Origin of the sequence: Eikenella sp. Marseille-P7795 (assembly GCF_916618725.1) — a bacterium.
GTDB classification, from domain to species: Bacteria; Pseudomonadota; Gammaproteobacteria; order Burkholderiales; family Neisseriaceae; genus Eikenella; species Eikenella longinqua.
This window is the reverse complement of the sequence record NZ_CAKAJZ010000002.1, coordinates 122,474-144,863: the sequence shown is the minus strand read 5'-3', so window position 1 is coordinate 144,863 and position 22,390 is coordinate 122,474. Positions and strand designations below refer to the sequence as shown.

Sequence of the window (22,390 nt, the reverse complement as noted above, 5' to 3'; positions counted from 1 at the left end):
TCTTCACTGCTCCCGTCCAACCATAATCAACACATCGGTACTTTCGCCCGGGCCAACTTGGATTTTCGGATAGAAGGCCACGGCGACCACACGCGGATTGGCACCAAACATCTCTTCAGAAAGGATCTGCCGTTGATGACTGTTGTTTTTCAGGCGGTAACGGTAGATATCGAACTCGTTGCCGCTGTAGCGTTCAACCGGTGCTACTTGCATACCGTTCCCCATGACAAAGGTATTCTGTAGCGGACGTACACTGTACCCTGCCGGAATTTTCAACATTACGATATCGCGCATAACCGCCGCCAACTGTTGCGAGAAACCGCCGTCGTTGTCGCGGGCTCCAGCGCCCTGTCGACCGCCCAGTGACACAGTAATGGTTTGCGAATCCAAACCGGCGGAAGGAACCAAGGTCAGGGAAATGGGTATCCCGGTTGGGTTATCCGCATCGGTAATAGATACAAAAAACGGTTTGCTAGTTTTTGGGGTAACCAGTAAGGCTGAGCCGTTTGAGCCCAGATCGTAGTTGGCCTTTAGCCCGACCGCATGAGCTCGGGCAAATGGGGTGTTGATGATGTTGGGATGATTGCGGGAAACCCGAATGCGGTGGTTTTCTCCATAGGAAGACACTACTGTCTGTACGCCGCGTATTCGACCTTCCTGGATGTTGCTGTTGATCCGTTCCAATCCGACAGGCGAGGTAACCTGTACCGCACGGCGACGGGCATAGTTACTTCTATTCGGAATGTTCTCGGCTATTGCCGGCCACATAATCGTAACCAACAACAGGGATAAAGAGGCTAACGCTGTCTTTTTCATGATGTTTTATCCTTTACAGCAAATCACTCTGGCTCTGTCCGGCCGGTGGAGCGGTCTCTGTTTCTGCTGGCTGGGTGGTTTCGGTTGCCGATGGAGGCATCACGACACCCGGAATATTTCCCTGTCCAGGCGTAATGGGTATACCTGAAGCCGGTATCGGTGCGGCCGCTGCGGAAGCGGTACCCGGTTGCGGCACAGGCTGAGCATCCTGCGGGAAACTGATTTCACTTTCGGGAACAGTCGGTAAGATCTGTATCTGTGCCTGCCGATCCTTAGCCTCCTGTTCGGCTTTATCGGGATAGCGATCAGCCCATTTGAGTGTGTGCGGCTCGCCGGGGTAGACATACCAAGATTTGACCCTAGGCATACCGTCCACCATCTGGATAATCACTTCGTAAGTTACGTCTACTGCACCTAACTGGGTCATCGCCCCCTTACTGTAGGCGGAGGAGACAATTCTCCCAGGGATAAAAATTTTCCCAGTTTTAGGTTCGTAAATCAGGTTGGCAGTCGGTGTAAAATTGCTGACCGGGTTAATGCCAATATAGTTTGGATTGTTTTTGACTGCCAATAACTGCGGCTTGATTACCTGCCACAGTTGTGGGTCAAACAGGGGCTCCATTACCTTGGCGGTGTAATCCACTGTATTGGGGGTGGCGGAAGACATAGAGCCAACAATATAGAGGGCAAAGGAATTAAGATATTCCTGCGAAGCATGATCCCAGCCAATAATGACTTCTTCGGATAAGGCACCTGGCGGCTTCAATGCAATACGTTCATGTTGACTATTAATTTTAATCTGCTGCAATACCGCTACAAACAGCAGGCCTAAGCATACAAGGCCTAGGATGGTGTTACTTTCCAAAGCCTTACGCAGTTTGGTTTTGAATGTTGGCCACTGCATCAGTTATCCACCCTTTTGGTTAAACCGTTCGGATAACGGTCGTTAAGCGGGAATAGGCCGGTTAAAGCGTACACCATGTGTACCAGCGTACCGGGCAAGGTGTTGCGCTTGAATTTGACGTACTGGTAAGACAGCCATACCCCCAGAACAATACCGGCCATCATGCCGACCGGGCTGCGGGAGGCATATTGCAGGATAACCCCGACAATCATGCCGAAAATAAAGATGGAGATATCGTCGGATTCCAGAAACAGGAATTGGGGCAACGTATCGACATATTCAGGAAAAATTACCGCTTTGCTCATTCAGTCCTCCATTCGCATAATTCGCTATTCGGCAGACGGGTTTCGCCAAATACACACTCTCGGTTGACCGTGACACCTAAATTACCTAGATAGGCTGCCACACTGTCTATACGGCGTTTGGCCAATCGGTTGTTGTAAGCCGTGCTGGCACGCGGATCGGCATAGCCAGACAAGGTTACTCCCTGTGTGCGCAATACTGGCGCCATCCGTGTCAACCGCCGTTTCTCAGCAGTACTCAATACAGCTGAATCAGTTTTAAAGTAAACCGTGTGTAGTAGTTTGTGCTGTCCATCAGCATCGTTAAAGCTCAGATTTATGCCAAAGGGGCTGATAGCCTGAGGCAGCCAGATATACGTCCCTTCTTCCTCATCAATCCAAGCAGCATCACTGTAAGTACTCTGCCGAAGCACGACTAATTCTGTGCGCTGTGCCAACGGTGGCTCAGGCGGCTCCTGTTGTGAGGTACAGGCAACCAGTAGGCCGACTGAAAACAATAAGGATAAACTTGTCTTTTTCATGCGCTATCCTGTTTGGTGTCGGCAATGCTATGCCGACGGTTGCAGTAATGCCGGAATAATCTCCGCAGCAGCGACAGTATGCCGCTGAGTAACAATAGTGTGCCGACAGTAAAACGTTGCCTATCAAAAATATGGTAGGAGTGCTCCTGCAACGCCGTTGCCGTGCTGGGTGTCCAGCCAAAACCAGATGCGGTTTCAAACCTGCCAAAGCAGGTAGGCTGCCATCCGGCGGAAATGACAAACTGTAACGTGGCCATAATCGGTTGATGGATTTCCTTGCCGGTATAACGCATCGTTTCCGTCTCGTCTGGTAATAGGCATTTCGGTGGCAGAGGAATATTCAGCAGCAGTAATGCGTACAGGCACAAGGCTGCTGCTGGCTTACCTGTTTTGAACCACATTGGATACCAAGCCGTTAAGAAGCTGAGTTAGCATCTGATAATTGCCACCGGTAAAACCTGCGTGTGTGGTATATCGTCCGCCAACAGCAAAAAATGGAGTAGCCGTTACCCGATAACGGCGCACTAGGGTCATTGCCCGTGCCATGCGTTCCTGTGTCAGCTGTTTTCTCACAGAAGCATTAATTGCCTCTCGGCTGAAGCCCATGCGATAAAGCACAGCTATAAAATCCCGTTCGTTCTTTGCCGTCCGAGCCGCCTCAAAGGTCAGTCGCTGATAGTCAGCAATCCTGGTCGGAGCCAGGTCACGCACGATGTAAAAACCGGTGGCTGCCGCATCAAGACGTTTGTTGCCGGTATAGATGGGTACATAGACAAAGCGGAATGGATCAGGCAGCGTACGACCCCATTCACCCATGCCATACCATGTTTGTTCACAATACGGGCATTCGTAGCTAAGGAACATATAAACACGATACAAGTCTTCACGGTACGGGCCGACAGTAAGGTAAGGTTTAACTGTATCGGCAAGATTATTCCGCTGCTCATCCTGTCCAGGTAGGCTGAAATCATCTGCTGCTGCACGAAGAGATAATCCTGCAGCTGCACAGGCTAGTAAGAAATCCCGACGGTCGAGATGCTGCATTATTCAGCCTCCTTAGATAGACGGTCGATGGCCAAACTGCCGATATGGCATGCCTCGTCAAAATCCACCAGCCCGGCTGCCGACATCTCTAATGCGGCTTCGCTCAGTGTTCGATAGGAAGGCTGCTGCAACAATGCGTTTTCCATGGCTTGGCTATCGCCATTAATCAAGGCCAGTCGTACTTCCGGTGAATTCAGGGCAAATTCCATTACTGGAATACGTGATATGTTGCCTTCATGGTTGCATTCATCACAGCCTGCGCTATTGCGCCGAAAATATTTCTCTGCCGGAAACCGGGTCGGCAGTTTCTGTGTGGCATCAGGCGTTACCTCTATCCGGCAGTGTGGACACAAACGATTCATCAGCCGCTGTGAAAAAAAGGCCAGCATCACATCGGCCAGCAGGTATGCCTCCACACCTAAGCCAACCAATCGAGATAAGGCCAGTGCGGCATCATTGGCATGCAAAGTAGATAAAATTAGATGACCGGTATTGGCGGCAGTTACAGCGGTTTGTGCTGTTTCTAAATCACGAATCTCGCCAACTAGGATGACATCAGGGTCATGCCGCAAGAAGCTGCGCAGTACACGTGCAAACGGACGGTGCACTGGATGGATGCTGACTTGGTTTGCGCCTTCCACTGGATATTCAATCGGGTCTTCCGCTGTACATAAATGGATGTCTTCTCTATTGATGTGGTTGAGGCAGGCATTGAGTGTAAATGACTTGCCCGATCCGGTCGGACCGCAAACCAAAATCATGCCCTCATTACTCTCTAAGACCTGTTCCAGCGCGTGTCGCACATAGTCCGGCATATAAACTGCATCCAGACCGAAACCAGCATTTTCCTGATTTAGGATGCGGCAAACTGTACTTTGCCCATAGCGAGTTGGCAGGATGCTGACCCTAACATCGACCATGCTGTTGCGTTCTTGGTCCAGCAACCAAAACGAACCATCCTGCGGCGATTCGCGGTCGCTACTGCTGATATTGCATTTGGCACGAATCTTTTCGTCAATGGTTTGAGCCGCCATCCTACTGAATAGCCAGCTATCCACCATTTGCATTTTGCGGTTGCGCAAGCGTACTTGGCAGCCGTTTTTCTGATCACGAAAATGGATATCGGAAGCCTTAATAGAGGCTGCATAGGGAAACACCCAATTCAAAAAAGCTACTGCCGCCTCATCTCCCATTGAAGTGGAAATGAAGCGGGCAGCTACGTTTAAGTCGTAAGATTTACCCTTGTCTTGCAACAAGCAATCCATAGCAGCTGGCAAGGCAGAGTTTGGGACGTTTTCCATTATGCTGTTTGGACAATATGGTTAAAGATATACCGCATACTCTCCGGATCGGATAGTCTCGGCGCGGTGCGATATGCGCCGTGCTTTTGGTGGTGGCAAAGCATTGACTACCCGATCCGGAAAATACGCGGCTCCGTGATTGAAGCCGTGTGCGGCGGATGCCCCCATCTGCCCACAATCCGGCTGTTTCAGTTAATCATGCCGGAACAACCTAATGGCTATTCCGACCCGCGCGATATTGTTAGGCAAAAAAGCTGTTAGGTCACGTAACAATATGAAAAATAATAAGTTATATTGTTTCTTGACATTTGGTGCATGAATGTGAAAAACTGTGAAATTCACCATTACAAGCGAATTTTGCATAAATATATGTTTTATAAACAAATAACGGTAATGGCGCTTATCAGAAAAGCCAAAAAGCGATATGCTTAAATTACGCATATCGCTTTTTTTTAACAGCCCAAATGGAAAGGGCAACAGCCTAAATGGGAAAAGGAAAGGCAAAATGGCCAACGGAGAAACGCCTAAAGGGAAGAATATTTGTTATTTATTTTAAATAACAAATATTTAAAAAAGGAAAAGCAGCATCTTGCGCTAGCACAAGATGCTCAGGAAGGCAAGCATCAAAAGGAATCCGCTTTTTTCCAATTGTTACTTGCCGCAAAGGGAGGCTTTACGAATACTGCCCGCATTTCAACTAGGATTCCGTATGCCGATGTTCCCTTTCTGTTTCTGGCAACTGCAACAGTGCCTGACACGCTTCGGCAGTCTTTCCAACCATTGGCCGGCAGTCTTGGCACACCGTATCGTTCAGTGCAATGGATTTTTGGAGCAGCTGACTCTGTCCGAAGAGTGCACTACTAATTGGCTGTGTGATAAGACCATCTCGTTGTTTGAGACTTTGCCAGATGACTCGAACGATGCCGCAGTCATTCAACTGCTAGCCACTGAATTTGAGGGGTTTCATTGTCACGCAGTGGTCTATGATGGCAGCCTCGGTAGTGTGGTGGATAATACTTCGCTTAGTATTGAGAATACCTGGGTTGAATACTGGAACAGCCTGCATGAGCCTTTTAGCACCTTTATCGATCGCCATCCTGAGGCAGATCTCTTTATCGGGGAGCAGGCACATACGTCGCCAGCTGATGCAGAATCTTGGTTTGCAGCGGCACTGGGTATGCGCACATGTCATTAATTTGGTATGCGGCAGTCGCAATGGCAGCCGCACTTATTCTGCTGTTTTTATTTTATCGTCCCCAATCTCCATCAAAATCTTCCGGTAATCCCGTATCGGTGATACCGGAAGCTGTCACTTCCCCGAATATTGTCGGCGATAAACTTCGGGTTCTTTCTGCTGAAGAACTTATTCATGTCCTTAGCTTGTCCCCCCAACTAGCCAACATCCGAGCTAACCTCGGTCTATCCGACGAGAACTGGCATAAAGACGCACTCCCTATGTTGCACGAGTACATTACATTCGTGCAGCGGCTACCTGCCTCCGAATCGCACCACCACGCAGGAGACGGTGGATTGGTTCGGCACACATTGGATGTGGCTGCTCTGTCGTTAATGGCAGCAGCTGCATACAGCTGGCCACCTGATGCTGAAACAGAAGATATCGCTCGGTTGGGAGTGGTTTGGCGGTTCGGCATTATGGTAGCTGCTCTACTACACGATATTGGAAAGACCCTGACTGGGTTTAATGTGGAACTGTTCGAACACCCAAATCAAAATCATGGCAGCCGGTGGATGCCGGATGCCGGAAGTATGGCGCTGAGTGGTCGAAATTATTACCGCGTTTCATTTCCGGACAAGAAAGCCGCTTATACCGAACATACCGAAATTGCTTGGGTATTTTTTCAAACCATTGTACCCGCCCATGTCCGACGCTGGATGGGCGACAGTGATCCAAAGTTGATTTTGGCATTGAGGCAATATCTGACCGGTCACACTGATCACAGTCCATTCGGCAAAATCGTCCGTGAAGCAGATATGGCTTCCACCGCGCGCGACCTCAAATCTGGCACTCGACAACGTTTTTCTACTGCCAAACGTACTCCACTAATTGAAACTGTAATGGAAACATTACGCGAAATGCTGGCCGATCGTGGCCGCTGGTTCAGCATCGCGACTCGTGCCGGTGGAGACTTGTTCCGCCAGGGGAATACGGTTTACATGGTCTCCAAAAACGTGCCCGATTTCATCCGTGAATTTCTACGCAGTAATAATCATCCCGCTGCCCCCTCTTTCCCGAATGACAATCAGCGCATTTTCGACACTTTGCTGGAATATGGTGCGGTACTCCCCAATCCACAGGACGAACACCGTGCCGTAACCTCCGTTGATATCTGTTTTATGCGCCAAGACGGTGAGGTTAAAGCACAACGCTTTACTGTACTGGCCTTTAAGTTGGAAACCTTGTATCCAGACGGAGTATATCCAGCAGAATTTTCAGGTAGCCTGAAAGTTTCTGCGGATCAAAGCAACCGACCGCGTAAGACGGCAGGGGAAGAAGAGATTGAAACTGGAGCAGCGACAGACGACCTAGTTGATACCGATACAAAAAATACCCAAGAACTCATTGCACCGGAAGTGGCCGCAGCTATTCCACCACCGCCACGCAGACGTGAAACTGAGGCAGTAACCGAGCCCCCTTCTAATTCCGAGGTAATACCACAAAAAACAGAATCAGCCGTTCCGGCAAGCGATTTGGTAACTGAGGCAGGGGATATTGATGCTTTATTAGAAAAACATGGGTTATTGGATATTCTGGATGAAACCGCGACAGAAACTGAAGTAACTGTTAATACGACTACTGAAGCACTGCAACCGGCTGCGGGTAGTAGTGAACCCATAACAGAATCGCCAGATGTTGCCAGAACCGATGATCAAGTCACTTCACCAGTCAAAAATAAAAAAACTGGCAAAAAAACAAGTGGTAATAATCCAGCCGGATTGAATATCCTGAAAGAGATATTTGCTGACAACGATGCTGTAGCCAAACCGGCTGATGCCGAACTACCGCAACAGGAAACAGCTGATGCTGGCTTGGCAGAAATCCAAAGGCAGCGGCAAGCTGGTAAGGCTGAATCACCGCGACCTGTTGCCGTGCATCATGTTGCTGATACAGCGAACGTAGACGCTTTGGTCGTAGAGTCTATTTTGACTGAAGATTTGACCGAAGACATCACAGCGGAGGAAAGTGCACAACCGGAGATCGAACCCGTGGCGAATAGCGAAGTAGCCTCCGGTGCTTTGTCCGATATTCGCCAGCGACAGCAGCAGGATGGTCGTCATTTCTGGCGCTGGCTGGCCGATGGTTTAACCGACGGCAGCATCGCCGTCAACCAACGAGGTGCACCAGTACATTTCGTACCTCAAGGAATGCTGCTGGTTTCTCCCGCTATCTTTCGGGATTATGCCGGCGGTGTGTTCAACAAGAATGACGAAAACTGCCCGGGACTGAGGGCGCAGCGGGGTTTTGTCAGCCTGAAGCTACATCAACGCGGCAAAAAAACCGCCCTATTTAATGTCGAAACCAATAAAGGCTCTAACAAAGGTGTCCGGCGGCGGCTGTTTTGCTGCTATCTGATTCCAGAGAGCAACCTGCGGCATATTGTTCGTGCCGATGGTCGCCCGCCCAATAATACCGATATCAGCATTGCCGAATATGATTTGCTGGCCGCTGGCCTGCCGTCTGAAAACCGACAGGAGACATAAATGGGTGTAACCATCCAACCACCAGAAAACGTCTACCGCAAACCCTACGAGTTCGTCAGTAGCAGTGCCTACCTAGTTGGTGCATTAAGCTTGGTTTTCCTGCCAATCCCCTCTATGACAGCCTATGCCGGCATACCGCTGCTGACAGCATTGGCCAGCTATCGTTGCAAACAAGGGCTACGCATTCGTCGCTATCGGCGTAATTTAAGCCGCCTGAGCTTCTATGCGCTGACACCACAGCAAATTCCTGTATCCGACAAGGCGTTATTCCTAGGACGCGGTTTCAAATGGACGCAGACACACACCCAACGCCTGCTGATGGCTAGGCTACCTGAAAACGAATCCTTACGTGAACCTGGCCGTCTGTATCGCTGGGCGCGGCAGCAGGAAATTCGTACCGCTGGACAGTCCTTGCTAACCCGGCTGACCGCTAGGCAGGCATGGTGGAACCCTGTTGCTCCGCTGCCACCGGTAGGTGGCGCACCTGAATTGCACGGAGTGGAACCTTACGAGCGGGATATTTACTCCGCCCTATCGGAACGGGTTGGGCACACCATCGTGCTGGGTACCACCCGTGTCGGTAAAACCCGACTGGCGGAAATCTTGATCAACCAGGATATCGCGCGTGGCGATACGGTTATCACTTTCGACCCAAAGGGCGATGCCGAACTGATGCTGACGCATTATCTGGCCGCCAAGAAGGCGGGCCGACCGTTTTATATGTTCCACCTAGGCTTCCCCGACCTGTCCTGCCGCTACAATCCGGTCGGTGACTTTACTCGTATTACCGAAGTGGCGACCCGTATCGCCAACCAGCTGCCGGATGAGGGGCAGTCGGCAGCATTCCGCGATTTCGTTTGGCGCTTCGTCAATGTATTGGGCAAGATGATGGCGGCCCTATCAATCAAACCGAGCTATCTGTTGATTTACCGATGTGCAGTCAATGTTGATGATCTAGCAGCACAATACTTTGCCTCTATCCTGAACCGGGAATGCCCGGGCTGGAAAAACGATTTTGATGATTTCGATTTGTCCGATGCCGAGAAGAAGCAGGTCAGCAAAACCGGGCGCAGCATTGATGCGGTGCGCCTGTCCGCTTTCCTGAAGCAGAAAAACCTGAATGATGCGGTGAGCGATGCGGTAACCGGCATCTTGGGCAATGAGCGCAGTTATTTTGAAAAACTGGTCAGCTCGCTCTATCCCTTGCTGGAAAAACTGACCAGCGGCCGCGTGGCCGAGCTGATCAGCCCGAATTTCGAAGATTTGGCCGATACCCGTCCGATTATGGACTGGCGCAAAGTGATGGAGCAGAACGCAGTGGTTTACGTCGGGCTGGACGCGCTGACCGATGCCGAAGTGGCTGCCGCCGTCGGCAACGCCATGTTTGCCGATCTGACTTCGCTGGCCGGCCAAATTTATAAGCATGGCCACGGCTATGGTCAGTCTGGTCCGACAAAAAAACGTATGGTTGCCATTCATGCCGATGAGTTTAACGAGCTAATCGGCAATGAGTTCATCCCTATGCTCAACAAGGCTGGCGGCGCGGGTTACCAGGTTACCGCCTACACCCAGACCTGGTCGGATGTGGAAGCCAAAATTGGTTCCAAAGCCAAGGCTGAGCAAATGGGCGGCAACTTCAATACCATGATTATGCTGAGGGTCAAACTGGAATCGACCGCCAAAATGCTGACTTCGCAGCTGCCCGACGTTCGGGTGGTAACCGGAACGCTGGTATCCGGAGCGGGCGATGTCGCCTTTCCCGAAGGTTACGAAGACTTTACCAGTCACAACGAAGACCGCCTCAGCAGCGAAACCGTCCCCATGCTGATGCCGTCAGACCTGACCAACCTGCCAAAAGGGCAGGCTTTCGCCTTGCTGGAGGGCGGCAACTTGTACAAGTTAAGGCTGCCTTTACCTCTGCCCGATCCTACTGCCGACATCCCGCAGAGCCTGGCCGACATGGCTGAGCGGATGCGTGAAACCGTGCGCTTGAGCCGAAACACGGAGGAAGAGGAAACAGTTTTCATAGAAGGGCGAAGCTATGGCTAAAAACAACCGCCAAGACTTGATTGCTGAATCACTGGTACTGCGCTTTCTAACTGCACCGGTCAAGTTATTAAAAATAATCCTGCTGGTTATCGCCATTTTATTTGGCAGTTCCATCTTGCTACAAAGCTATTTCTACCGCCCCGATTTGCTACAGCAGGAAGTGGAAAATACCATGCAGCTGGGCAATCAAAGCCTATGGCAAAAATGGACAACAAACGATGGCAGGCTACCTGAAAACAAGAATCCAGATACCGGTATTAATCTTACTCTGACCCGTTATACCTATACCGCATTGAGCACTGTGTTGTATGAATGGATACCGTTGAATTATCTATTGGAAAGCAACCCTGGTGATACCGGCTACGGTATAAAAGAGCAATTCCTCGAGCCTAACCGTGACTATCTTGAGCGTTTCGATCAGGTAATCCGTGTTATTTCATTACGACTGGGCAACATTGCCTTTCTTAGTATCTTTGCCATTTACCTGTCACTGCTGGCCGTTATTGACGGTTTCGTGCAACGCCGCATCCGTCAGGAAAACGCCTCACGCGAGAGCGCAGGTATTTACCATCGAGCCAAATACTGGCGTACCGGCATTGTTTCTACCAGTTCAGTACTCTATCTTTCTACTCCATGGCCGTTATCGCCATTGTGGCTGTTGCTTCCAATCTGCATCGGCGCGGCTATGGTGTATCTCCAAGCGAAATATCTTAAAAAATATCTGTAAGCACTTGCCATTATTCATATATTGGAGTAATCTTCAGCTACCGTGTATTTTTTTCTTACGGTGTTCTCGAAAATTCTCTCAGCTGTTCCTTGTGGACAAGCGTCTAGTTGGACTTACATAAACATCGTTTTCAGGTAGCCTGATGTGCGCTCAAAGCCAAGCCGCCGAATGGTTGCCCGGTTCGGCGGCTTGGGTTGGTTTGGCGGGGCGGGCTCAGCCGCGCAGGCTGCCGTCGTCCATGGTGAGCACGCGGTCGAAGCGTTTGGCGAGCTGCTCGTCGTGCGTTACCACGATGAGGGCGGTGCCGAGCTCGCGTTTGAGCTCGAGCATCATTTCCAGCGCGTGGGTGGCGTTTTTGCGGTCGAGGTTGCCGGTGGGCTCGTCGGCCAGCAGGCAGTCGGGCTTGGTAACCAAGGCGCGGGCGATGGCGGCGCGTTGGCGTTCGCCGCCGGAAAGTTCGCCGGGGCGGTGGGTCATGCGGCTGCCGAGGCCTACCTTTTCTAAGATTTCGGCGGTAGCGGCCTGGGCTTCGGCTTTGCTGCGCCGCGCCACCAAGAGCGGCATCATCACGTTTTCCAGCGCGGAAAACTCGGGCAGCAGGTGGTGGAATTGATACACGAAGCCCAAATGCCGGTTGCGCAGCCGGCCGATGGCCACTTGCGAGAGGTTGTTGAGCCCTTGGCCTTTGATTTTCACTTCGCCGCTGGTGGGCTTGTCGAGCCCGCCGAGGATGTGCAGCAGGGTGGATTTGCCGCTGCCGGAGGCGCCGATGATGCCGATGCCTTCGCCTGAGGCTACCTGAAAATCCACTTCGCGCAACACTTCCACTTTGAGGCTGCCGTCGTCATACACTTTGCCCACGTTTTGGCATTCGATTACCCATTCTTTATTCATAGCGCAGGGCCTCCGCAGGTTGGGTTTTGGATGCGCGCCAGCTCGGCAGCAGGGTGGCCACGAAGGAGAGGCCGAGCGAAATGCTCACGATGGCCAGCACGTCGGAAAGCTTCACTTGCGAGGGCATGTAGTCGATGAAATAGATGGCGGAGGTAACCAGCTTGCGCCCGGCCATCTGCTCGATGCCGGCCACGATGCCGCCCACGTTCAGCGCCACGGTAATGCCCAGCGCCACGCCGATGGCGGTGCCCACCACGCCCAGCAGCGTGCCCTGCACCAGGAAGATTTTCATGATGCCGCGCGGCGGCAGGCCGAGCGTGCGCAGGATGGCGATGGCGGCCTGCTTTTCGGTTACGGTCATGATCAGTGTGGAAATCAGGTTGATGGAGGCCACCAGGCTGATGAAGAACATGATCACAAACATCATTTTTTTCTCCACTTCCACGGCTTGGAAATAATCGCGGTTTTGGTAGGTCCAGTCGTAGGCCGCGATTTTGTCGCGCTGCTCGGCGGGCACGATTACGGCGGTTACATCCGGCGCGGTTTCCGGCTGCGACAGGCGTAGCTGCACGCTCACGTCGCCGTCGCCCGCGCGGTAGAGGGTTTTCGCGTCGTCGATGTGGATTACAGAGAGGCTGTTGTCCACCGCGAAAATGCCAGTGGACACGGTGGCCACCACGGTGAATTGCTTCATGCGCGGCACCATGCCGATGGGGGTGACGTTGCCTTCGGGTGAAATCAGCGTAACCTTTTCGCCCGGCTGTACGCCCAGGCGGTCGGCAATGTCTTTGCCCAAAATCATTTCAAATTGGCCGGGATGAAGCCGCTGATAGAGCTCGTTGGGCAGTTTGCTGCCGTATTCCGACACTTTCGGCTCTTCGGCCGGGTCGATGCCTTTCACCTGTACACCCTGTACTTCGCCGGAATTGGCCAAGAGCGCCTGCCCGCTCACATACGGCGCCACGCCGAGCACGCGCGGGTTGGCCTGCGCGATTTTGGCCAGGCTGCGCCAGTCGTCGCCCGGCTCGGCTTGCAGATAGCTCAGCTGCATATGCGGGGTTACTTGCAGCAGCTGGCCGCGGATTTCTTTCTGAAAGCCGTTCATCACGGAAAGCACCACGATCAGCGCGGTCACGCCGGTGGCGATGCCGAAAATCGAAATGATGCTGATGACGGACATCAGGCCGTTGCGTTTTTTGGCGCGCATATAGCGCAGGCCGATCCAGGTTTCGAGGGAAAGCATGGTGGGATTTGCTCCGCAGGCTGCGTGCGGCAGGCTGCAAAAGATTTGGGTTGTGCGGTAATTGCTTTAAAAGCGGCGTCGTTGGGGCAGAGAGGGTTTTTCAGGTAGCCTCAAATTTTCAGGTAGCCCCAAAGCGGCGCACAGTATACCGTTTATTGGATGGCAGGGCAGGGGCGATTACGCGGGTATGCGTGGAATTTTCCCTATTTAACGGCAGTTTCCGGGGCGCAGATATAGAAAACTGCATTCCCTTGCTGAGCCAGAGAATGCAGTGTCTCGGTGGAAACGCGGCTGAAAGGTTTATTTCAGCTTGGTTTCTTTGTAAACCACGTGTTTGCGGGCAACCGGATCGAATTTTTTGATTTCGAATTTGCCGGCCATGGTCCGCTTGTTTTTGGTGGTGGTGTAGAAATGGCCGGTACCGGCGGTGGATTCCAGCTTGATTTTATCGCGCATGACTCTGATTCCTTAAATAATGGTTAGGCTTCGCCGCGTGCGCGCAAATCGGCCAGAACGGCATCAATGCCGACTTTGTCGATCAAACGCAAAGCTGCGTTGGAAACGCGCAAACGCACCCAGCGGTTTTCACTCTCAACCCAGAAACGGCGCGATTGCAGGTTCGGCAAAAAACGGCGCTTGGTTTTGTTGTTGGCGTGCGATACGTTGTTACCGGACATCGGCCGCTTTCCGGTTACTTTGCAAACTCGTGCCATGGTTATTCTCCAAACTTCAAAAATATTAGATAGAAACGAAACTTGCTTTATACCATAGAAAAGATATCCGGTTCAAGTTTTATCGTGATGAAAACGGCGGAAGCGGTGCGGGAAACCACACATGCAGGGGAAGGCGCATGGCAGGCAAGCTGCTGTTTCAGGTGGCCTTTGCTTGCAGCGGAAGTGCGGCTGCCCGGGTTGGTATAGCGAACCAACTTAACTTTCGCTACGGTGTTAGCTCGCCTTGCCGTACTCCTGTACTGTCTGCGGCTCGCTGCCTGGTATCGAAAGCTAATTTGATTCGCTATATTTTTCAGGTAGCCTTAAATTGCGTTTGAGGCTACCTGAAAACGGTTTGGCGCTACTGATGCTGTTTGCCGCGAGGAAACGATTGCGCAGGCGGGTGCCGGCGCGTGCGGCAAAACCATGAGCCGGATTCGGGCGTTAGGCGCGGCGGCGGCTTTATTTCCTACGGCGGGCAACACAATTTGCTTGCCTCTTGCGCCGTGTGGCTTTACAGTTCGGCCTGTGCGAATGTAGCACGTTTCCCGGAGCAACCCATGCAACAGACAAAAGACCAAGAATGGCTTCTCGTTGATAGCGGTAGCCTCGAAGTGTCCGTTACCCGCGAAGCGGATGCCGTGGCGGAAGCACAACGCCTGCGATACGAGATATTCGGCCTGGAAATGGGCGCCGGCATCCATGCCGAAGACGGCCGCGACATCGACCGCTACGATGAATTCTGCCGCCACCTGATTGTGCGCGACAAAGCCAGCGGCCGCATCATCGGCACCTACCGCCTGATTACCAAAGAGGCGGCCAAGGCGGCAGGCGGCTGGTATTCCGATTCGGAATTTGATTTGTCGCGCATCCGGCATATTTTGCCGAAAACGGTGGAGCTGGGCCGTGCCTGCGTGCACAAGGATTACCGCACCGGCGGCACGATTTCGCTGCTGTGGATGGGCTTGATCGGCTTTATGCAGGCGCAGGGCTTGGAATATATGATCGGCTGCGGCAGCGTGCATATGGACGACGGCGGGGATTATGCCGCGAGCCTGTTCCACAAGCTGAAGCAGACGCATTATTCGCCGGAAGAATACCGCGTGTTCCCGAAAGTGCCGCTGCCGCTGGATGAGCTGCGGCAGGATTTGGACGTGGAGGCGCCGCCGCTGATGAAGGGTTATCTGCGCGCGGGCGTGTGGATTTGCGGCGAGCCGCATTGGGATAAGGATTTCGGCAGCGCCGATATGCTGGTGATGATGCCGATGGAGAATATCCATCCGCGTTATGCCAAACATTTTGTGAAATAAATCAGGAACAAGGTTAGCTGATGCGTAGGCTCAGACTGATTGTGAGGCTATTTGGGGTGGCCGCCATTTTGCTGTGGGGCTGCTTTCAGGTAGCCTTGTTTTTCGGCCGCGAGGATAAGGCGAAACGCCAGTGGCGGATTCGGCGCTGGTCGCGGCAGTGTATGCGGATTTTTGGCATTCGGCTGACGGTGCACGGCTCGGAGCGGTTTTTTGCCGAGGGCGGGCAGTTTATGGTGGGCAACCATGTGTCGTGGCTGGATATTTTCTTGATTAATTCGGTGCAGGCGGTGCGCTTTGTGGCCAAGCAGGAGGTGCGCGACTGGCCGGTGATCGGCTGGCTGGTGGCGCGGGTGGACACGGTGTTTATCAAGCGCGGCAGCCGGCAGTCTTCGCAGCAGGTGATGGAGGTGTTGCTGCAGATTTTGGCGGAAAAGGATTATGCGGTGGTGTTCCCGGAGGGGACGAGCACGGACGGTACGGGCATCAAGCCGTTTAAGAGCGGGCTGTTTGATACGGCGGTGGTGGGCAATCAGGCGGTGTGGCCGGTGTTGTCGTATTATCCGAATGCGGACGGCAGCCCGAATATCAATATGGCTTATTATGGCGAGATGAGCCTGTGGCAGTCGTTTTGCCGGATTTTGCCGCAGCGGGGCAGTGAGGCGGTGCTGTATTTCTTGGAGCCGATTGCGCCGCAGGGTAAGACGCGGCAGGAGTTGTGTGCGGTGGCGCAGGCGCAGATTGTGGCCAAGCTGGCGGAACTGCGCGGTGTGCCGCCGGAGAGTGTGGTGGCGGAGAAGGGGGCAGTGTTTGAGCACACGGCTTAAGGGTGTGCGTTATGTTGCGAAGGCTGTTTCGCTTGCGGGCGGGGCGGCCTTTGGTGTTTTGGGCGGGATGGAAATGCTGTCTTTGTGGCAAGGCGGTGTGTTTGGAGAAACTTGCTCCGCTTGTTTTTCAGGTAGCCTTTGGGTGGGCGGGGAGGCTACCTGAAAAGTGTTTTGCTGTAATGGGGATATATAGTGGATTCACAACAATCGGGACAAGGCGAGGCAACGCCGTAGCGGTTTAAATTTAGTCCACTATGGCGAATCAAATTAGCTTTCGATACCAGGCAGCGAGCCGCAGACAGTACAGGAGTACGGCAAGGCGAGCTAACGCCGTAGCGAAAGTTAAGGTGGTTCGCTATATGTTTTCAGGTAGCCTGTGGCGGACGTACAGGCTACCTGAAAAATTTTTTGCTTGCTGTGTCAATCTAATAGCAGGCGGCGCAGAATGTTTTCGTAGATGGCGGAGAGCCGGGGGATGGCGGCGAGCTCGATGTGTTCGTCGATTTGGTGGATGCTTTGGTTGACGGGGCCGAGCTCGATGAGTTCGCTGGCGATGGCTTTGATGAAGCGGCCGTCGGAGGTGCCGCCGCCGGTGGAGAGGGCGGCTTGGATACGGCATTCTTCGGCGATGGCGGCTTGGGCGGCTTGGGTGAGGCGGCCGGCTTCGGTGAGGAAGGGTTGGCCGGAGAGCTGCCATTGCAGGTTGTAGCTCAGTCGGTGTTGTTGCAAGATGGCTTCTACGCGCTGTTGGAGGCTTTGGGCGCTGGATTCGGTGGAGAAGCGGAAGTTGAATTGGACGCTGAGGCTGCCGGGGATGACGTTGGTGGCGCCGGTGCCGGCGTGGATGTTGGAGATTTGGAAGCCGGTGGGGGGGAAGTAGGCGTTGCCGTTGTCCCAGTGTTCGGCGGTGAGTTGGGCGAGGGCGGGGGCGGCGAGGTGGACGGGGTTGGCGGCGAGGTGGGGTAGGCGATGTGGCCTTGTTTGCCGTGGATGGTGAGGCTGCCGGAGAGGAGCCGCGGCGGCCGTTTTGATGGTGTCGCCGAGGGTGTGTTCGGCGGTGGGCTCGCCGACGATCGTAGTCAATATGTTCGCCGCGGGCGCGCAGGGTGTCAACGACGCGGGTGGTGCCGTCGCGGCCGTCGCCTTCTTCGTCGGAGGTGATGAGGAGGGCGAGGCTACCTGAAAAGTGGGGGTGGGCGGCGGTGAAGCGTTCGCAGGCGGTGATGAAGCAGGCGATGCTGGTTTTCATGTCGGCGGTGCCGCGGCCGTAGAGTTTGCCTTGGCGTTCGGTGGGCTGGAAGGGGGATGTCCATTCTGCTTCGGGGCCGGGGGGAACGACGTCGGTGTGGCCGGCGAAGCAGAGCAGGGGGGCGCTGCTGCCTCGCCGTGCCCAGAGGTTGCGGGTGCGGCCGAAGGGGAGGTCTTCGATGGTGAAGCCGATGGCGCGCAGGCGCTCGGCGATGATGTCTTGGCAGCCGTGGTCGTGCGGGGTAATGGAGGGTTGGGCGATGAGTTGTTTGGCGAGGTGGAGGGTGGCGGTGTCGGTCATGGCGGGGATGTGCGGATTGGGGAAGGCTGGGTTATAGCGGGTTTGGCGGGGTTTGCCAAGGGCTTGGGGCGGCGTTGATGCGGGATGGAAAGAGGCTACCTGAAAAGTGGTGTGGCATTTTCAGGTAGCCTTTGTTGTGGCTCGGCGCTTAGGGCTGGCGGTAGGGGTTGTGCACATGGCGCATAAGTTCGACGAGGAAATCGCGCACTTGTTGTTCGCCGCAGCCCATGAGCAGGGCGTCTTCGAAGGTGTCTTGCGCGAGCTGGTAGAGCTCTTGCATGTTTTCCTGCATCACTTTCACTTTTTCGGTGCAGGAAACGATGTCGCCGTTGTCGCTATACCATTTGGGCATGTCGGGCATGTGCATGGGTGTGTGCCTTTAGCGGGTGAAGCGGGTGGAACGGTCTACGCGGCGGGCGGTGATGTAGCGGTTTTTCCAGTAGTTGCCGTTCATGCTGGTGATTTCGATGTCGCGGCCGGTGCGGGGGGCGTGGATGAAGCGGTCGTTGCCGATATACATGCCGACGTGGGATACGCGCCCGCCGCCGCCGAAGAAGACCATGTCGCCGGGCTTGAGGTTGGCGCGGTCGACCTGCTGGCCCACGGTTGCCATTTCGGCGGAGGTGCGCGGCAGGGTGATGCCCATGCTGCGCTTGAAGATGTATTGCATGAAGCCGCTGCAATCGAGGCCTTGGGTGGGGGAGTTGCCGCCGAAGCGGTAGGAGAGGCCGATGAGGCTCATGGCGTTCATGATGAGGTCGCCGGCTTCGTCTTGGCTGCCGGAGGAGCGGCTGCTGGAGGATGATCGGCTACCTGAAGATTGGCGGCCGGATGAGGAGGATGAGGCGTTGCTGCCGTGGCCGGTGCGTTCGCGGATGAGGCGTTCGAGCGCGTCGTTATCCAAGCCTTCGGGCGCGGCTTGGGCGCTGAGCGGGAGGGCGAGGGAGAGCGCCGTGAGGGCGAAAATGCTTGCTTGCTTGATCCACTTCATCAATTTGGAGCTTTCTGTTTCTTGCCGTGTTATAGCGTATTCGGATTGAGGCGGAAACGCGGCGCGGCGGGCGGCGTATGCGCTATAAGGGGCGGGTGTGTTATGCTGTGTATCCGTTATGGATACAGATTTTGCAGGGGGTATGCGTATGGCTAAATCTGCCGTTCTCGCTTGGGGCGACCTCAACCGGTTGCGCCAAATCGTGTCCACGCTTGCCCGGCACGGGCTGGGCGGCTTCCTCGGCCGGCTCAAGCTGAACCGCTCTTCTTGGTTTGGCGGCGAGGGGCGGCCGGCCGACCATGTTGCCATGAGCACTGCGCGCCGTTTCCGGCTGGCGTTTGAAGAGCTGGGGCCCACGTTTATCAAGCTGGGGTAGATTCTGGCCACCCGCGTGGATGTGTTCAACGCCGAATGGATTGAGGAATTCGAACAGCTGCAAAGCCGTGCTAACCCCTTGCCGTTTGAGGAAATCCGTTTGCTGCTGGCCGAGCAGCTCGGGCGAGCGCCGGAAGAGGTGTTCCGGCATATCGACAGCGATCCGGTGGGCAGCGCTTCCATTGCGCAGGTGCACCGCGCGGTGCTACTCGACGGCAGCGAAGTGGCGGTGAAGGGGCGCCGGCCCGACATCGAGCCGCTGATTCAGGCAGACTTGCGCATTCTAACCTATTTGGCGCAATTGATAGAATCGGAAATTGCCGAAACGCGCCGCTATCATCCGGTGCAGATGGTGCAGTATTTTGCCAAAAGCCTGGCCAAGGAAACCGATTTGTCGGCCGAGCTGCGCCATATGCAGCGTTTTGCCGCCTGGTATGACGGCCGCCCGGGCATTCATATCCCCAAGGTTTACCCCGAATATAGCAACCGGCAGATTCTGGTGCAGGAATACATGGCGGCCGAGCTGCTGAAAGATGCCGACATCGCAGCGCTGGGCGCGGAAGAGCGGCACCTTCTGGCCTGCCGCATCACCGATGCCCTGCTCCACATGATTCTCGGCCAAGGCCTGTTTCACGCCGACCCGCATCCGGGCAATATTTTCATCTATCCTGATTTGAGCGTCGGGCTGATCGATTTCGGCATGGTGGGCTACCTGAATACCGTGCGCCGCCAGGAAATCAACGCCTTAATCGAAGCCCTGATTCACCGCGACCCCTTCGCCGTGCAATACATCCTCGGTAACTGGGCGCAGGGAGATGTGCCCGATGAAGACCTGCTCGGCGCGGATGTGATGGAAATGCTGCTCGACTACGAGCACACCGCCGTGCGCGATTTGCGCGTGAGCCAAGTTATCAACGATCTCACCCGCATCATGCGCGAGCACGAATTGGCGCTGCCCGGCGATTTGGTGATGCTGTTTAAAACCCTGCTCACCCTGGAAGGCGTGGTGAAGCGCCTAGACGGCGATTTCCAGCTGCTGGAGCATGCCAAGCCGATTGTGCAAAGCGTGATCCGGCAAGGCTTTTCGCCCGAGCGCGTTTGGCGGCGCGCCCGCACGCAGAGCCGGATGCTGGGGCGGATAATGGGCGATTTGCCGAAAAACCTGCTGCGCCTCAACCGCAGCCTGCAAAGCGGTCGCGTAAACGTAAATCTCGATTTGAAACGCCTCGATAGCCTCAACCAGCATCTGGAACACAGCGCCAACCGGCTCACCATGGGCATGGTAACCGCCGCGCTGATTATCGGCTCCTCTATCTTGCTGAGCAGCAACATCGGCCCCAAGCTGTTCGGCCTATCGTTTCTCGGCTTTTTCGGCTACCTCTTGGCCTTCGCCAACAGCCTGTGGATTATCTGGGCTATTTGGCGTTCGGGCAAACATTAAAACAAAACTTTTCAAGCGTAAAGGGAATTTGATGAAGGAGAGAGGCTACCTGAAAAATGGTTTCGGCGAAGCGGAAAACGAGGTGGCGGATTTTTCAGGTAGCCTTTTGCTTTCCTGGCAGCGGATACAGGCTACCTGAAAAACAAAAAGGCGTGTGGAACCAGCATCCCACACTCCTTTAATTTTAAAATCAGCAAGCTAACACAACACATGTTTGGCCAGGCCGCCGATGGAGGTTTCGCGGTATTTCTGATCCATATCGCGGCCGGTTTCATACATGGTGGCGATCACTTCGTCCAGCGTTACCGCCGGCTCGGTGGTGCGGCGCAGCGCCATGCGCGAGGCGTTGATGGCTTTCACGGAAGATATGGCGTTGCGCTCGATGCAGGGCACTTGCACTTGGCCGTTTACCGGGTCGCAGGTGAGGCCGAGGTGGTGTTCCATGGCGATTTCGGCGGCAATGCACACTTGATCCGGGCTGCCGCCTTGCAGCTCGGTGAGCCCGGCGGCGGCCATGGAGCAGGCCACGCCCACTTCGCCCTGGCAGCCCACTTCGGCGCCGGAAATGGAAGCGTTCATTTTGTAGAGGCTGCCGATGGCGCTGCAAGTGAGCAGGTAGCGCAGCACTTGTTCGTCGGTGAGGCTGCTCACGAAGTGGTCGTAGTAGGCGAGCACGGTGGGCACGATGCCGCAGGCGCCGTTGGTCGGGGCGGTAACCACGCGGCCGCCGGCGGCGTTTTCTTCATTTACGGCGAAGGCTACCATGTTAATCCAATCCACGATGCCCATCGGGTCGCTGCTGATGCCGGCGTTGCTTTCGAGCTGTTTTTTCACTAGCGGGGCACGCCGCTGGATGTGCAGCGGGCCGGGCAGCGTGCCGTCGGTGTTGAGGCCGCGTTGGATGCAGTCGCTCATGGTTTGCCAGATGGCGCGGGCGTAAGCGCGTACTTCTTCTTCGGGGTGCAGTGCGCATTCGTTGCGGAAGATGACTTCCGACAGGCTCAGCTTATGCTCTTTGCATTGGCGGATGAGGTCGGCGGCGCTTTGGTAGGGGTAGGGCACGTTGAGCGGCGCCTGCTGCTGGTCGGCTTTGGCAAACTGCTGCTCGGTGACCACGAAGCCGCCACCGATGGAGTAATACACTTCCTGCGCTGCGATTTCATCGCCAATGAAGGCTTCCAGACGCATGCCGTTTTCGTGCAAGGGCAGGAAGGAGGAGTGGAAGCGGAAATCGCGCATGTAGTCGAACGGGGTTTGGTGGCCGTTGATGTCGGGAAGGGTTTTGCTCGACATCACTTGCCGGATGAATTCGGGGAAGGTGGTGGTGTCCACAGTGTCCGGTTCGTAGCCGGCCAGGCCGCCGATGATGGCGGAATCCGTGCCGTGGCCGCGGCCGGTGAAGGAGAGAGAGCCATAAACATGCGCCCGGAAACGGGTGATTCGGTTTAATAACTTCTGATCGATTAGCTGCTGCCGGAACAGCGCCCCGGCACGCATCGGCCCGACAGTGTGCGAGCTGGAAGGGCCGATACCGATTTTGAACATATCAAAAAAACTGATCATTCTTTTGCCGCCTTTCTGTCGTAATTTTTCAATATTTTACCAAATCCGGCTGTGGCAGCCTAGGCGGGCGGCGTGGCGCAGATGCCGGCTGTGGCATTTATTC

The 22,390-nt window shown here is 54.6% G+C and carries 20 protein-coding genes and 2 pseudogenes; 7 read left to right on the top strand and 15 right to left on the bottom strand.

The window, feature by feature from the left end; genetic code table 11:
- Window positions 1-3: 3 nt before the first annotated feature.
- The 7 genes from LG371_RS04040 to LG371_RS04010 are packed head-to-tail and all read right to left on the bottom strand — an operon-like array spanning window position 4 to window position 4,888.
- Window positions 4-816, bottom strand: a complete 813-nt coding sequence (locus LG371_RS04040) for a type-F conjugative transfer system secretin TraK (RefSeq protein ID WP_153716079.1) — start codon at window positions 814-816, stop codon at window positions 4-6.
- Between the two features lie 13 nt (window positions 817-829).
- Window positions 830-1,720, bottom strand: coding sequence for a TraE/TraK family type IV conjugative transfer system protein (locus tag LG371_RS04035; protein WP_064106238.1), 891 nt, complete (start codon window positions 1,718-1,720; stop codon window positions 830-832).
- Complete coding sequence (locus tag LG371_RS04030; RefSeq protein ID WP_049258635.1) at window positions 1,720-2,025, bottom strand: type IV conjugative transfer system protein TraL; 306 nt, start codon at window positions 2,023-2,025, stop codon at window positions 1,720-1,722. Before LG371_RS04030 ends, LG371_RS04035 begins: the two co-directional genes overlap by 1 nt.
- Window positions 2,022-2,543, bottom strand: coding sequence for an OmpA family protein (locus tag LG371_RS04025; protein ID WP_064087655.1), 522 nt, complete (start codon window positions 2,541-2,543; stop codon window positions 2,022-2,024). Before LG371_RS04025 ends, LG371_RS04030 begins: the two co-directional genes overlap by 4 nt.
- Window positions 2,540-2,944, bottom strand: coding sequence for a hypothetical protein (locus LG371_RS04020; RefSeq protein WP_153716081.1), 405 nt, complete (start codon window positions 2,942-2,944; stop codon window positions 2,540-2,542). Before LG371_RS04020 ends, LG371_RS04025 begins: the two co-directional genes overlap by 4 nt.
- Window positions 2,925-3,587: a thioredoxin domain-containing protein gene (locus LG371_RS04015; protein ID WP_064087657.1), complete on the bottom strand. Its 663-nt coding sequence runs from the start codon at window positions 3,585-3,587 to the stop codon at window positions 2,925-2,927. Before LG371_RS04015 ends, LG371_RS04020 begins: the two co-directional genes overlap by 20 nt.
- Window positions 3,587-4,888 (bottom strand): GspE/PulE family protein, encoded by a 1,302-nt coding sequence (locus tag LG371_RS04010; RefSeq protein ID WP_081258883.1) that lies wholly within the window; start codon window positions 4,886-4,888, stop codon window positions 3,587-3,589. The genes LG371_RS04015 and LG371_RS04010 overlap by 1 nt, the downstream gene beginning before the upstream one ends.
- Before the next feature lie 709 nt (window positions 4,889-5,597).
- On the opposite strand from LG371_RS04010, the gene LG371_RS04005 reads away from it, so the two are divergent.
- Genes LG371_RS04005 through LG371_RS03990 form a run of 4 tightly spaced genes read left to right on the top strand, consistent with a single transcriptional unit; the run spans window position 5,598 to window position 11,384 of the window.
- Window positions 5,598-6,083, top strand: coding sequence for a hypothetical protein (locus LG371_RS04005; protein WP_153717614.1), 486 nt, complete (start codon window positions 5,598-5,600; stop codon window positions 6,081-6,083).
- Window positions 6,074-8,608, top strand: coding sequence for a MobH family relaxase (mobH, locus tag LG371_RS04000; protein WP_080984519.1), 2,535 nt, complete (start codon window positions 6,074-6,076; stop codon window positions 8,606-8,608). The genes LG371_RS04005 and mobH overlap by 10 nt, the downstream gene beginning before the upstream one ends.
- Complete coding sequence (gene traD, locus LG371_RS03995) at window positions 8,609-10,657, top strand: type IV conjugative transfer system coupling protein TraD (protein WP_049258643.1); 2,049 nt, start codon at window positions 8,609-8,611, stop codon at window positions 10,655-10,657.
- Window positions 10,650-11,384 (top strand): DUF4400 domain-containing protein, encoded by a 735-nt coding sequence (locus LG371_RS03990; protein ID WP_064087660.1) that lies wholly within the window; start codon window positions 10,650-10,652, stop codon window positions 11,382-11,384. The genes traD and LG371_RS03990 overlap by 8 nt, the downstream gene beginning before the upstream one ends.
- A gap of 213 nt (window positions 11,385-11,597) precedes the next feature.
- Here the strand turns inward: LG371_RS03990 and lolD are convergent, their stop codons facing one another.
- The 4 genes from lolD to rpmB all read right to left on the bottom strand — a co-directional run bounded on the left by lolD (window position 11,598) and on the right by rpmB (window position 14,234).
- Entirely contained in the window at window positions 11,598-12,278 is a 681-nt protein-coding gene (gene lolD, locus LG371_RS03985; RefSeq protein ID WP_067589749.1) for a lipoprotein-releasing ABC transporter ATP-binding protein LolD, read from the bottom strand.
- Window positions 12,271-13,521: a lipoprotein-releasing ABC transporter permease subunit gene (locus LG371_RS03980; protein WP_225747796.1), complete on the bottom strand. Its 1,251-nt coding sequence runs from the start codon at window positions 13,519-13,521 to the stop codon at window positions 12,271-12,273. Before LG371_RS03980 ends, lolD begins: the two co-directional genes overlap by 8 nt.
- 300 nt (window positions 13,522-13,821) lie before the next feature.
- Complete coding sequence (gene rpmG, locus LG371_RS03975) at window positions 13,822-13,977, bottom strand: 50S ribosomal protein L33 (protein ID WP_067589743.1); 156 nt, start codon at window positions 13,975-13,977, stop codon at window positions 13,822-13,824.
- A 23-nt stretch (window positions 13,978-14,000) separates the two neighbouring features.
- On the bottom strand, window positions 14,001-14,234 hold the full coding sequence (rpmB, locus tag LG371_RS03970; protein WP_035579964.1) for a 50S ribosomal protein L28: 234 nt from the start codon (window positions 14,232-14,234) through the stop codon (window positions 14,001-14,003).
- A gap of 560 nt (window positions 14,235-14,794) precedes the next feature.
- Here rpmB and LG371_RS03965 point away from each other — a divergent pair.
- Window positions 14,795-15,544 carry a GNAT family N-acetyltransferase gene (locus tag LG371_RS03965; protein ID WP_067590333.1) on the top strand — a complete coding sequence of 250 codons (750 nt, stop codon included), beginning with the start codon at window positions 14,795-14,797 and terminating at the stop codon, window positions 15,542-15,544.
- Window positions 15,545-15,564: 20 nt separating this feature from the next.
- Window positions 15,565-16,368 carry a 1-acyl-sn-glycerol-3-phosphate acyltransferase gene (locus LG371_RS03960; protein WP_225747795.1) on the top strand — a complete coding sequence of 268 codons (804 nt, stop codon included), beginning with the start codon at window positions 15,565-15,567 and terminating at the stop codon, window positions 16,366-16,368.
- Between the two features lie 420 nt (window positions 16,369-16,788).
- Here the strand turns inward: LG371_RS03960 and dapE are convergent.
- From dapE to LG371_RS03945, 3 genes and pseudogenes are all read right to left on the bottom strand, one after another.
- Window positions 16,789-17,917: pseudogene (gene dapE, locus LG371_RS03955) on the bottom strand (succinyl-diaminopimelate desuccinylase).
- A 148-nt stretch (window positions 17,918-18,065) separates the two neighbouring features.
- Window positions 18,066-18,284 (bottom strand): hypothetical protein, encoded by a 219-nt coding sequence (locus LG371_RS03950; RefSeq protein ID WP_067589736.1) that lies wholly within the window; start codon window positions 18,282-18,284, stop codon window positions 18,066-18,068.
- Window positions 18,285-18,296: 12 nt separating this feature from the next.
- Window positions 18,297-18,908, bottom strand: coding sequence for a C40 family peptidase (locus LG371_RS03945; RefSeq protein ID WP_225747794.1), 612 nt, complete (start codon window positions 18,906-18,908; stop codon window positions 18,297-18,299).
- Between the two features lie 148 nt (window positions 18,909-19,056).
- On the opposite strand from LG371_RS03945, the pseudogene LG371_RS03940 reads away from it, so the two are divergent.
- Window positions 19,057-20,724: pseudogene (locus tag LG371_RS03940) on the top strand (ABC1 kinase family protein).
- Window positions 20,725-20,922: 198 nt separating this feature from the next.
- Here the strand turns inward: LG371_RS03940 and LG371_RS03935 are convergent.
- The gene (locus LG371_RS03935; protein WP_067589727.1) at window positions 20,923-22,287 is read right to left on the bottom strand and encodes an L-serine ammonia-lyase; all 1,365 of its coding nucleotides are present in this window, start codon (window positions 22,285-22,287) and stop codon (window positions 20,923-20,925) included.
- Window positions 22,288-22,390: the final 103 nt, after the last annotated feature.

Excerpts from the sequence above, each read along its gene's own strand:
- LG371_RS04040 (WP_153716079.1), bottom strand. The coding sequence starts at position 816 with ATGAAAAAGACAGCGTTAGCCTCTTTATCCCTGTTGTTGGTTACGATT.
- LG371_RS04035 (WP_064106238.1), bottom strand. The coding sequence starts at position 1,720 with ATGCAGTGGCCAACATTCAAAACCAAACTGCGTAAGGCTTTGGAAAGT.
- LG371_RS04030 (WP_049258635.1), bottom strand. The coding sequence starts at position 2,025 with ATGAGCAAAGCGGTAATTTTTCCTGAATATGTCGATACGTTGCCCCAA.
- LG371_RS04025 (WP_064087655.1), bottom strand. The coding sequence starts at position 2,543 with ATGAAAAAGACAAGTTTATCCTTATTGTTTTCAGTCGGCCTACTGGTT.
- LG371_RS04020 (WP_153716081.1), bottom strand. The coding sequence starts at position 2,944 with ATGTGGTTCAAAACAGGTAAGCCAGCAGCAGCCTTGTGCCTGTACGCA.
- LG371_RS04015 (WP_064087657.1), bottom strand. The coding sequence starts at position 3,587 with ATGCAGCATCTCGACCGTCGGGATTTCTTACTAGCCTGTGCAGCTGCA.
- LG371_RS04010 (WP_081258883.1), bottom strand. The coding sequence starts at position 4,888 with ATGGAAAACGTCCCAAACTCTGCCTTGCCAGCTGCTATGGATTGCTTG.
- LG371_RS04005 (WP_153717614.1), top strand. The coding sequence starts at position 5,598 with ATGCCGATGTTCCCTTTCTGTTTCTGGCAACTGCAACAGTGCCTGACA.
- mobH (WP_080984519.1), top strand. The coding sequence starts at position 6,074 with ATGTCATTAATTTGGTATGCGGCAGTCGCAATGGCAGCCGCACTTATT.
- traD (WP_049258643.1), top strand. The coding sequence starts at position 8,609 with ATGGGTGTAACCATCCAACCACCAGAAAACGTCTACCGCAAACCCTAC.
- LG371_RS03990 (WP_064087660.1), top strand. The coding sequence starts at position 10,650 with ATGGCTAAAAACAACCGCCAAGACTTGATTGCTGAATCACTGGTACTG.
- lolD (WP_067589749.1), bottom strand. The coding sequence starts at position 12,278 with ATGAATAAAGAATGGGTAATCGAATGCCAAAACGTGGGCAAAGTGTAT.
- LG371_RS03980 (WP_225747796.1), bottom strand. The coding sequence starts at position 13,521 with ATGCTTTCCCTCGAAACCTGGATCGGCCTGCGCTATATGCGCGCCAAA.
- rpmG (WP_067589743.1), bottom strand. The coding sequence starts at position 13,977 with ATGCGCGATAAAATCAAGCTGGAATCCACCGCCGGTACCGGCCATTTC.
- rpmB (WP_035579964.1), bottom strand. The coding sequence starts at position 14,234 with ATGGCACGAGTTTGCAAAGTAACCGGAAAGCGGCCGATGTCCGGTAAC.
- LG371_RS03965 (WP_067590333.1), top strand. The coding sequence starts at position 14,795 with ATGCAACAGACAAAAGACCAAGAATGGCTTCTCGTTGATAGCGGTAGC.
- LG371_RS03960 (WP_225747795.1), top strand. The coding sequence starts at position 15,565 with ATGCGTAGGCTCAGACTGATTGTGAGGCTATTTGGGGTGGCCGCCATT.
- LG371_RS03950 (WP_067589736.1), bottom strand. The coding sequence starts at position 18,284 with ATGCACATGCCCGACATGCCCAAATGGTATAGCGACAACGGCGACATC.
- LG371_RS03945 (WP_225747794.1), bottom strand. The coding sequence starts at position 18,908 with ATGAAGTGGATCAAGCAAGCAAGCATTTTCGCCCTCACGGCGCTCTCC.
- LG371_RS03935 (WP_067589727.1), bottom strand. The coding sequence starts at position 22,287 with ATGATCAGTTTTTTTGATATGTTCAAAATCGGTATCGGCCCTTCCAGC.